This window comes from Nonomuraea sp. NPDC049637, assembly GCF_040675235.1.
Classification (GTDB): domain Bacteria; phylum Actinomycetota; class Actinomycetes; order Streptosporangiales; family Streptosporangiaceae; genus Nonomuraea.
This window is the reverse complement of sequence record NZ_JBFAOM010000075.1, coordinates 20617-30669: the sequence shown is the minus strand read 5'-3', so window position 1 is coordinate 30669 and position 10053 is coordinate 20617. Positions and strand designations below refer to the sequence as shown.

The following is a 10053-nucleotide window of genomic DNA, read 5'->3' as shown; positions in this document are numbered from 1 at the left end:
GCGAACGGATCTGGTCGGCGCGACTGAAGGATAGGACGTATGACGTATGACTGCAATGCCCGGCATGAGCCGATTTCACTCTCGCTCAACTCTTCAGTGCGCTTTCCGCGGCAGGCCACGTGAGCACTCCGGACCCCGGCATGTGGCTATCGGACCGCATCGACGCCCGGGAGAATGCGCTGACCAGCCAGATCGAGCAGACCCAGGCCCGGATCGAGGAACTGACCGGCCGTCTGCGGGGAACTCGACCAGACCTCGATCACCTACGATCACCCGCAAGACCCTGCTCGTCCTCGCCGCCGAGCCCGATCCCCCACCAACGCCGCCACCCGCTCCCGCGAGCCCTGACTACCCCGCCCACCAGCAGATTCTCGCCTTCATAACCGACACCGGCCAGCCCACACGAGCGCGAGATCTCTGAGCCGCTCTGGACCCTCCCTTGGTGCGAAACAACATCGAGAACACCTGCGCCAAGCTCAACGTCTGGTCAGCCTGGGCATCCTCGTAGAGATCGAGCAGGGCTTGTTCGGCTCAGCTGCGTCCATAACCGGAGGCGCCCCCTTTGGCCAGCCCGCCTCATGCGGACCAGTGATCAAAGGGACATCAACTCGCGAACGTAGGCATTCACCTCAGAGTGCAGTTTGCGAGCCTATCTCCGTGATGCCGCAGTGTGATCGTAGGGATTTGTAGTGTTACCGCCGGTTGGCGGGTCCGGTCGTGCTGTGATGGCTGAGTGACTGAGCACAAGCCGTACCCGAGCGACTTATCCGACGCGCAGTGGGCGTTGATCGAGCCGGTGCTCACGGCGTGGAAGGCCGCGCACCCATCCGTCAGCGGCCACGAGGGCGGTTACGAGTTACGCGAGATCGTCAACGCCATCCGCTACCAGGGGCGGACCGGCGTGCAATGGGACTACCTCCCGCATGACCTGCCGCCCAAGAGCGCGACGTACTACTACTTCTCCAAGTGGCGCGACGACGGCACCGATAAGACCATCAACGTGGAGATCGTCGAGCGTAACCCCGCCGGCAAGGGGTTCGTCCCCCAGCCCAAACGATGGGTCGTCGAGCAGACGTACGGCATCTTGATGTCCCACCGCCGTCTGGTCCGCGACTACGAGCACCTGCCGGCCAGCTCCGAATCACGGGTGTATTGGGCGATGACGGATGTGATGTCCCGCCGTCTGACCCGCGGCACGGCGCCGCCGTGGCGGTGGACATGACCAGGCCCGACGGGCACCCGGCCGACCCCGGCAGCTGGCTGCTGGATCGGATCGACGCCCGCGAGCACTGGCTGACCTGCCAGATCGAGCAGACCCAGGCGGAGATCGACACTCTCAGCGCGCGCCTGGGCGAACTCAGCGAGCAGGTCGAGCACCTGCGGATCACCCGCAAGACCCTCATCTCCCTGGCCGAGGAGGACCTCGCCCAGGCCGAACCGTTCGCGCCGCCAGCGGTCCCCGCTCACCCTGCCTACCAGCAGATCCTCACCGTCTTCGGCGAAGCCGGCGGCTCCCTGCGTGCCCGTGACATGGCCATGGCCCTGGACCTGCCCCTGACGCGCAACGACATCCAGAACCTCCGCGCCAAGCTCAAACGTCTGGCCGGCCGCGGCATCCTCGTCGAGACCGAACCGGGATTGTTCACCCAACCGCGCCCATAGCTCGAACGACCAACCTCGGACCTGCCAACCTAAGCCAACTCCACCGACAAAAGGGGGATCAGCTCGCGAAACGTACTCTGAGAAGTCATCAACACGGCGTCTGATCCACATGCGGCCACTTCGTGGATTTACGCCTCCTCCCACAAGGAGCACCCCACTCCAGTCCGGCAAGCTGACCTGGAGGACAGGACCATGGATCTGAATCGCTGAGCAGGGTGACAGAAAGAAGCGATCGCGCTGTGCGCCCTAGAAGGCCGCACGGAGCGAAAGCCGCACCCACGGTTCGTGTTGACCGAGGACCTTCGTGTGCGGCTGGCCCTGCTGGGCGGCAATGTGGCCAGGCTTCATCGGGAACTGACCGCAGAGGCGGACGGCGCCCCGGTACCCGGTCTGTCAACGCTGTATCGGGCGGCTGATCGCGATCTGGGCGCTGGGATACGAGCCGGGTTCCGCAAGGGTGAGCAGGCTCGGCGTGCCTTCGATGTGTGGCTGCAGCGGCCCAAGGGGGCCGGGCACGAGGACGAGAGCCACCGCAACCGGGTGGGGGAGGGCGATCATAAGCAGCTGTCGATAGAGGTCGAGGTGGAGGGGCGGCTGTGTAAGCCGTGGGTGACCTGGTTCATCGACTGTGCCACGTGTGCGATCTGCGGGCTTGCGGTGACGTCCGGCTAACCGTCCCGTGAGAGCGTGCTGGCAGCGCTGCGAAGCGCGATCTTATGTGAAGCGCCGTATGGGCCGTTCGGCGGGTTGCCGGCGGGAATCCGGGTGGATCAGGGCAAAGACTTCCTGTCCCGGACGGTGGGGCAGTCGCTGGCCCACTTCGGCGTGATGGTGGGCGACCTGCCGGGCTACAGCCCGTGGCTGAAGGGCACCGTCGAAGAGCTGAGCGGGGCGGTGGAGGAGATGGTCCTGCGTTCCCTGCCGCGCTATCTCCATCAGCCCACGCTCCGGGGCGGCAGGCCGGTCGACCCCGGCGCGCCCGCCGTGCGCCTTGAGTTCTTCGTCGGCCTGCTTCTGGACTGGGTCAGCGACTGGAACACCCGCATCCCCAAGAGGGGCCTGGCAGGGCGCACGCCACTGCGGGAACATGAGCCCCGCAAGATCTTTGGCGTCACACAGGCGTCACGCTGGCGCAGCACGGCCGGCGGACGTGGACCGACACGAGCTATCACACTACGTCACCACCGAAAGCCGGCCAGAGCCATTGTTGTTCTACCGGCCCAATCGTCGCAACTTTCCCGGCGGTGCCGGCATCCAACGAGCCGTGCACATGTTGATCGACGGAGACCCGCAACACCTGGGAACGTATTGGCTGGCCGGGCGGCTCGGCGCGGGCGGTCAGGGAGTGGTCTACGAGGGCTACGCGGAGGACGGCACCCGTGTCGCGATCAAGGTGCTGCACAGCGGCCAGGTCGCCGAGCTCGCCAAGGAGGCCATGGCGGCCCAGCGGGTGGCCTCGTTCTGCACGGCGCGGATCATCGAGGTCCGGCTCGACGGGCCCCGGCCGTACATCGTCAGTGAGTACGTCGAAGGCCGGACCCTGCGGGACGCTGTCAGCGCGGGCCGCCGCTTCTCCGGCGGCGACCTGCACCGGCTGGCGACGGCGATGGCCACAGCGCTGACCGCGATCCACGACGCCGGGGTGGTCCACCGCGATCTCAAGCCTGACAACGTGATGCTCGGACTGGACGGACCGCGTGTGATCGACTTCGGCATCGCCAGGACGGCCGACATGTCGTCGACCGCCACGGGGCTGGCGAGGGGCACGCCGACCTACATGGCTCCGGAAGCGTTCACCGGCCACCGGGCCGGGATGCCGGCCGACGTGTTCGCGTGGGGCGCGATCATGCTGTGCGCGGCGACCGGCGCTGACCCGTTCGAGGCCGACAGCCTGGGCGCCGTCATGCATCGGGTCCTGTCCGCCACTCCGGACCTGAGCGCGCTGCCGGACCCGCTGCGCCCGCTGGTGGCCGCCGCGCTCAGCAAGGAGCCGCTGCACCGGCCCCGTGCCCGCGAGTTGCTGCTCGCCCTGGTCAGCGGCGGCGCGGGCCTGGACCTGCGGGATCTGCTGGCCGAGGGCGGCAGGGCGGCGTCCGGGATGAACGGCGAGAGGGGCGATCCGGCGCTGGGCACGCTGGCCGAGGACGCGTACGCCATGCTCGACGCCGACGAGCGCGAGCTCGCGCCCGAGGTGTTCCTGAGGCTGGTCACGGTGGGCGAGCGCGGCGACCTGTCGGGGCGCAGGGCCGAGCTGGCCGAGCTGCTGGAGGGCAGGACCCCGCCCGAGGTCTCCTCGGTGACCCGGATCCTTGAGGTGTTCGTATACCTGCTGGGCCGCGACGGCGAGGAGATCTGGCTGGCCCGCCCGGCGCTGCCGCGCGCCTGGCCCCGCTACCGCCGCTGGGTGGAGAGCAACCGGGACGGACTGGCCGTACACCAGGAGATCCTGACCGCCGCCCGCCGCTGGGACCGATCGGGCCGCAGGGACGGCGACCTCTTCCGGGGCACCGCTCTGGAGGGCGCGCTCCAGTGGGCGGCCACGGCCCGCAGGAACATCACGCTCTCCCCCGCCGAGCGCGACTTCCTGGCTGCCTCCGCCGCGCTGACCAGGCGCAGGACCAGGCGCGGCCGTCTGGTCACGCTGAGCCTGGCGGGGTTGCTGACGATCGCGCTGGTCGCGGGTGGTCTGGCGGTGCAGCAGAGAGGGCTGGCCGACGAGCGGGCCGGGCGCATCGCCGTACAGCGCGACGAAGCCGAGGCGGCGCGGCTGGCGCAGCTCGCGGACACGTACCGGCAGAGCGATCCGCGCCTGGCCATGCAGCTCAGCCTGGCCGCCTGGCAACTGGACCGGACGCCGCAGACCAGGGCGGCGCTGACGACGTCGCTGGCGCAGCGCGAGGTGGCGGTGTTCAAGGACCCGGCGACGGCGGCCGGCACGCTGCGGGTGCTCGGCGCGGACGGCCGGACGATGGCCAGCGTGAGCGGCGACACCGTACGGCTCTGGGACCTGCGCACGGGTAATCCCGCGGGTGGGATCGCCAAGCTGGGCCTCGGCCGCGACCGCCCGGCCGCAGCCGCTCTCTCCCCCACCGGCCGCCGGTTGCTGGTGGCGACCGGCAAGCAGGCCGGGGCGTGGGACCTGCGGACAGGCCGGCGGATCGCGGTATGGCGGTTCGACCATGAGGTCGGGGAAGTCCTGGATCTGCAGTACGACAGCGTGGACAGGTACGCGCTGGTCCGGATCGACGACCACGACCACCTCTGGGACCTGGAACGAAACCTCCGTACCAGGACCGACGCCATGCTCGCCTCCATGACGCCGTCGGGCGAGGCCGTCTACTCCTTCCCCTCGATCCCGCCCACCCGGATCGACCGGCTGCGCGTACCGGACCTCTCCAGGCAATCGACCCGCGCGGTGGACGACCCGTGCGACCTGTGCGAATGGCCGCTCGCCGGCGCCCCGGACGGCCGCTCGCTCGCGGTGGCGGTGAGCGACGGCCTGCGGATCGTCTCGCCCGCGGACGGCTCGGTCCTCAGCACGATCGGGCAGGACGGGGTTGCCTGGAACCGGGGCAGGGTGACCTTCAGTGCCGATGCCCGGCTGCTCGCCACGGCCACCCACGACGACATCCAGGTATGGCGGCCGGAGGGACAGTTCCTGACGAAGGTGACGCTGCCGGAGGGCCTGCCGGAGGACTTCCCGAGCGTCCCCCAGGTCGCCTTCGACGGCCGCGTGCTGCGCTACCTGACCGAGGACCGGGTCGTCACCGTGGACCTCGCCGACCTGGAACAGGACGCCCGGGGACGGCCCTGGTCGGAGACCGCGCTGACCTCCGGCCGCCTGCTGGCGACCGAAGACTCCGAAGAGATCCACCTGACGACGCCCGGCGGGGCGCCGGGCACGCCCCTGCAGCGCCGGGCCGAGCACGACACAGCGGACGCGCTCGCCCTCAGCCAGGACGGGCGGCTGGCCGCCGTCGGCGGCTCCCGGACGATCTCCGTACTCGACACGGGCACCCGGCGGGAGCTGGCCAGGCTGGCTCCATCCGGGTTCACCGGCACCGATCATGTGGTCTTCAGCCCCGACGGAACCCGGCTGGCCGCTGTGGAGGACGGAGCAGACTCCGGCACGTACAGGCTGGACATGTGGGACTGGAAGGCCCGTCGCCTGCTGTGGTCGCAGCAGGTGCGGCAGGTTCATGACGTGGAGTTCGCTCCGGACGGCAGCACCCTGGCGGTGACCACCGACGCCGAGCGTCTCTACGAGGTGGCCTCGGGCGAGCCGATGGGCGAGCCGTTCGGCGGCAGCGACCAGGGGGTCACCCTCTCGGCCGCGGTCTTCACCCGTGACGGCAGGTCGATCGCCGTCGTGGACCTGGGCGGGCGCATGACCGTCTACGACGTGGCCACGCGCCGCCCGGCCGGAGAGCCGATCATGGGGAACCTCGCGGGAGCGGCGGTCAGGTCGCCCCGCGAGGACGTCGTCGCGGCGAGCACCAGGGACGGCCGGGTACGGCTGTTCGACCTGGCGCGGAAGGCGCCGCTGGGTGAGTTGCCCGACGGCAACCGGGACGGCGTGCAGGCCCTGGCCTTCACCGCCGACGGCTCGAAGGTGCTGGTGCTGGACGGCGCGGGTACAGTGCGTGAGCAGCCCGTCGAGCCGGGCGCGGTGGCGAAGGCGGTGTGCGCCCGCGCGGGGCAACCACTTGACAGGGCACAGTGGGCGCGTTACATCACGGGTGTCCCCTCTCGCGCGACCTGCGCTCAGTAGCGGCCGAGCATGCCGCGGCGGCGTGCGAGCGTTCGAGCCGGTCGAACCGGATCACCTCATGTGGTGGTGGGCGCTTCCCGCAGCACTGCTGGTTGGCGCGGCGGTCTGGGGCGTCTGCGCCTGGCTGCTGCACGACGTGGGCACACCGCTGGGCTCGGCCGAGCAGGTCTGCGCACGGATCGAGGCCGTCCGGACCGCGCTGGCGGCCGGGGCGGGTGTCGGTGCCGCAGCGACGTTGCTGCTGGCCGTCGCGCCTCGCCCAGGACACCCCGGCGCCGCGGCAGACCATCGTGGACGTGATCTGCTCGTATTTGAGGATGCTGTACACGCCGCCGCACGAGGACCGCGGCGAGAAGATCCGCGCAGCGCGCCGCCCGCGCCCGCAGGCCGGACCGCCCGGGCACGAGCGGCGGCCGCAATCTGCATGAGGAACGCCAGGTCCGTCTGACGGCGCAGCGGTACTGAGGTCGAGGCGTCGTCCTGCCGTGATGCCCGAGTACCGTGGCTGGTTGATGAGCTGGTCGGCAAGGGGGCCCCGGAACGGCTCAAATGCCGAGGCCGATGTCTTCGTCGCCCCGGTTCCGTCCCGGGCACCCATGACGACCTCGAAACCTGCGCCATGGCGGCCCAGCCCATCCCTCATCACGTGCGCTTCTACGCCTCAGCCATCGACCGCGTCAATGCTTGGCCTCCGCCGAATAGCGGGGCACGCCTTCCATGCAACATGCCGTCGGGCCGGTCAACGTGCCTTACTTACCTGACAAGATCATATCGCGCTGACCTGCGAGGAGACGCTAAGAACCCAAGATAACGGCCGCGACGGCCACCTGCCCGCCTTCGAGGCCGCCACCGACAACGCCGTCGCCAAGGGGTTCCTCCTCGCGGACGACGCGCCGAGATCAAGGCCCTGGCCGCCGCGTCCCTGGAGGCCAGGGTGCCCTGAGTCCGGCTCAGCCGAAGAACGCGCGGCGGCAGCAGCAGCACGGCGCCTCACGTACGGCCTGGCTGGGCGGGCCCTTCCAGACCAGTGCGAGCAGGGCGGGCGCCTCGACGTCGTCGATCACCAGGGCGGTGAGATCGCCCTGCTGCAGGGCCGTCCCGAGCAGGACCGGCGATCCCTCGCCGACCTGGTCAACCAGGGCGCGCAGGAGGAACCCGATTCTGACCGGCAGCTGACGGCCTGGGAAACACCCGAAACCCTGGGACTCCTGTTTGGGCCTCGTTAAGGCTTGCCGGTCTTGACCTGGCCGATGAGATCCCTCAACTACTTACAGTCTCGGTGACCGGCTGACGTGTGTCGACCTGGTACGCGCGCTGCGGCAGCAGGTCGTGCCCGACCAGGCCAACGTGTGGGCGGCCTTCCCCTGGAGCGGCGGCGACCGGAAGGCCATCAGGACGATCACCTACGCCAACGAGGGCGACACACCGGTCACCCTCGACCTGTCGGCGGACCGCGAGGTGCTGAAACTGCCGTCGGACCAGGTCACCGTCCCGGCCAAGGGCGAGGCGTCGGTCACGCTCACCATCGACGCGAGCGGGCAGGAGCCGGGCGACCACCCGGGGACGGTCACCGCCAGGTCGGGCGAGACGGTGATCCGCACGCTGGCCGGCGCGTACGTCGAGCCGGAGTCCTACGACGTCACTGTCACCGTCCTCGGCAGGCAGGGCCGGCCGGTCGACGCCCAGCATGGCGAGGTCTACGACGCCAAGACGGGCGCCATCTATCCGCTGCCCTTCCGGGAAGGGACAGCCACGGTACGAGTGCCCAAGGGTGACTGGAAACCTCTACACCAGCACGCGCGAGAAGGTCGAAGGAAAGCCCGTGCTGACCATCGCCGACTCCCCGCCGAAGGTCTACGGCGGCGACCAGCGGGTCATCGTGGACACGCGCCTGGCAAGCCGGTGAGAGCCACCGTCGACGACCCGGACGCCCAGCTCCAGCGGGTTCTCACCCTCGGGCTGCAGCACGGCGCGTGGGGCGACTGGACCCGGTTGTTCGGTGTCGACACCAACTCCCAGTTCTTTGCCCGCCGCGTCACCGGGTCTGACCTACACCCTGGCGACCACATGGCTCAGCAGGGACATCTCGCCCAGCCCGTACGTCTACACCCTGGTCGACCGGCGCACCGGCGGCCTTCCCGAGGATCCCACGTACCACGCCAGCCGGAAGGAGCTGGCCGAGGTCACCGCGACCTACCGGGCCCCGGGAGCGGCCGCTACGGGCACCGTCGAGGCAGGGCTGCCCACCGGCGGTCCGATGGGGCGTTCCAGGTGTCGTCGGTCGGTGACATCGCGCTGCCCGGCAGGCTCGTCCACTACCGGACCCCTGGCCTGGTCTACCAGAGCGCCTTCGAGGTCGGCGCTGCGGTGACCTCCGACGGCGGCAGGCTCATGAAGCGAGGTCACGCCGGAAGCGAGCTCTGGAACGCCGCCGCCACCGGCTCGGCCACCCTCGCGAAGGACGGCAAGGTACTGGCCACCGCCGGCCTCGCGGACTGCGACGTCCAGGCGCTGAAGCGCTGCGAGCTGCGTGCCGGCCTGCCCGCCGGAGTCGGCGCCTACACGCTGACGGCGTCGATGCGCCGGCCCGCCACGCTCTCCACCGAGGGGACCTCGGTCTGGACGTTCCCGTCCGCCACCACCGCCGAGGAGCAGCCGCTGCCCCTGACGGCCGTCCGCTACGGCCCCGAGGGGCTGGACGACTCCAACAGGGCGAGGCCGGGCAGCACGACCCGCGTGCCCGTGTGGGTCGAGCGCAACCCGGGCTCCCCGAAGGGGAGGGTGCTGGTGATCCGGCTGGAGATGTCCGCCGACGACGGCGCCACCTGGCACGACGTCATGGTCGCCCGCGCCGGCCGGGGCTGGAGCGCCAGGCTGACGAACCCTTCCACGGCCGGGTTCGTCTCCCTCCGCGCGACGGTCACCGGCTCCGCCGGCCACGCGGTGACCAAGATGATCATCCGCGCGTACGCCGTCGGCTGATCGCAGACGGTGGTGCATGCCTGACTTACCGTGAACGCGGCCGGAATCAGCACGTCGGCGGCGACGTTGTGAAGATCGCCCGCCTGGAAGCCTCTGTCCGGGTGCGACTGTCAGGATCTCAGAGTGGACCACGGCCACAGGAAACGAGGAGGCCCGCCCATGGTCAGCGTCAGTGTGGAGACCGCGGAGCAGACGGAAGCACGCCTACGGCGCGTGATCGCGGCAGCCCGGCTCGTCGTGCACAACGGCGTCTGGTGCTTCCAGGAGTCTCCGGCCGACCGCCCACCAGCCCTTACCGGTGACACACTGGCGGTGGTCCGGGACGACGAGAGCTGGAGCGCCCTGGTCCCGTTCACCCACGAGCACGACGGTGTCGAACGATTCGGGGTCTTCTCCTTCCACTTCCCTGCCGACCTGGACAACAGTGGCTTCGTCGGCTGGCTGGCCACCCGTCTCAAAGTTCAGCTGGGGACCGGCGTGTTCGTCATCTGCGGCAGCAACCGTGCCGGCGGAGGAATCTACGACTACTGGGGCTGCCCCATCGACCTGGTGGACGACGCTCTGGCAGTCATCGAGGAACTCCGTGCCCGGGGTCTTTGAGATTCCCGGGTCCGCATGGCGGGAAGGGCCCAGATCTC

General features: G+C 69.9%; 6 protein-coding genes. All 6 read left to right on the top strand.

Features of this window, described 5'->3' with window-relative positions; genetic code table 11:
- Positions 1 to 733: 733 nt before the first annotated feature.
- The 6 genes from AB0J71_RS47340 (at position 734) to AB0J71_RS47315 (ending at position 10015) form a co-directional block, all read left to right on the top strand.
- On the top strand, positions 734 to 1222 hold the full coding sequence (locus tag AB0J71_RS47340) for a transposase (protein WP_364420852.1): 489 nt from the start codon (positions 734 to 736) through the stop codon (positions 1220 to 1222).
- A complete protein-coding gene (locus AB0J71_RS47335) occupies positions 1207 to 1662 on the top strand; it encodes a hypothetical protein (protein ID WP_364420850.1) in 456 nt (151 codons plus the stop codon). Before AB0J71_RS47340 ends, AB0J71_RS47335 begins: the two co-directional genes overlap by 16 nt.
- A gap of 306 nt (positions 1663 to 1968) precedes the next feature.
- The gene (locus tag AB0J71_RS47330) at positions 1969 to 2334 is read left to right on the top strand and encodes a hypothetical protein (protein WP_364420848.1); all 366 of its coding nucleotides are present in this window, start codon (positions 1969 to 1971) and stop codon (positions 2332 to 2334) included.
- Positions 2335 to 2932: 598 nt separating this feature from the next.
- Entirely contained in the window at positions 2933 to 6433 is a 3501-nt protein-coding gene (locus tag AB0J71_RS47325; RefSeq protein WP_364420846.1) for a serine/threonine-protein kinase, read from the top strand.
- 1329 nt (positions 6434 to 7762) lie between these two features.
- Positions 7763 to 9415, top strand: coding sequence for a hypothetical protein (locus AB0J71_RS47320; protein ID WP_364420843.1), 1653 nt, complete (start codon positions 7763 to 7765; stop codon positions 9413 to 9415).
- Between the two features lie 159 nt (positions 9416 to 9574).
- Complete coding sequence (locus AB0J71_RS47315) at positions 9575 to 10015, top strand: DUF6196 family protein (protein WP_352327939.1); 441 nt, start codon at positions 9575 to 9577, stop codon at positions 10013 to 10015.
- Positions 10016 to 10053 lie beyond the last annotated feature (38 nt).

What these genes read in the sequence shown, in the direction of transcription:
- AB0J71_RS47325 (WP_364420846.1), top strand. Translation starts at nt 2,933, where the DNA reads ATGTTGATCGACGGAGACCCGCAACACCTGGGAACGTATTGGCTGGCC.
- AB0J71_RS47315 (WP_352327939.1), top strand. Translation starts at nt 9,575, where the DNA reads ATGGTCAGCGTCAGTGTGGAGACCGCGGAGCAGACGGAAGCACGCCTA.